The following is a 390-nucleotide window of genomic DNA, read 5'->3' as shown; positions in this document are numbered from 1 at the left end:
CGATGCTGGAGGCGGACCTTGGCGTCAGCCTGTTCGAGCGTAGCAGCGGGCGCCAACCACGACTGACCGAAGCCGGCAGCGTGTTGCTGGAGGAAGCGCGCGAAGTGCTGCGCCAATGCGAGCGGCTCAACGGCCGGGCGCTTTCACTGACGCGCGGCGAAGAGGCGTGTCTGCGCCTGGCCCAGGATGAGGCCATGTTGTTTCAGCCGGTACTCGACAGCCTGGAGGCGTTGGCGGGCAAATACCCGTTGCTGGAAGTGCAGCTATCCAGCGCCGCCCAGGGCGACGTGGCGCGCAAGTTGGTAGAGCGCAAGGCCGACCTGGGCCTGCTGTTCTACCACGACCAGATTCCCGAAGCCCTGGAGCGGCGTGTGGTCGGCAGTGTGGAGA

General features: G+C 66.4%; 1 pseudogene. It reads left to right on the top strand.

The annotated features are described in order from the left end of the window. Positions 1-390: pseudogene (locus tag SOP95_RS32000) on the top strand (LysR family transcriptional regulator); the annotation flags it as partial.

The organism is Pseudomonas sp. YuFO8, from assembly GCF_035065025.1.
Classification (GTDB): domain Bacteria; phylum Pseudomonadota; class Gammaproteobacteria; order Pseudomonadales; family Pseudomonadaceae; genus Aquipseudomonas; species Aquipseudomonas putida_AE.
This window is presented reverse-complemented; position numbering and strand designations above follow the sequence as displayed.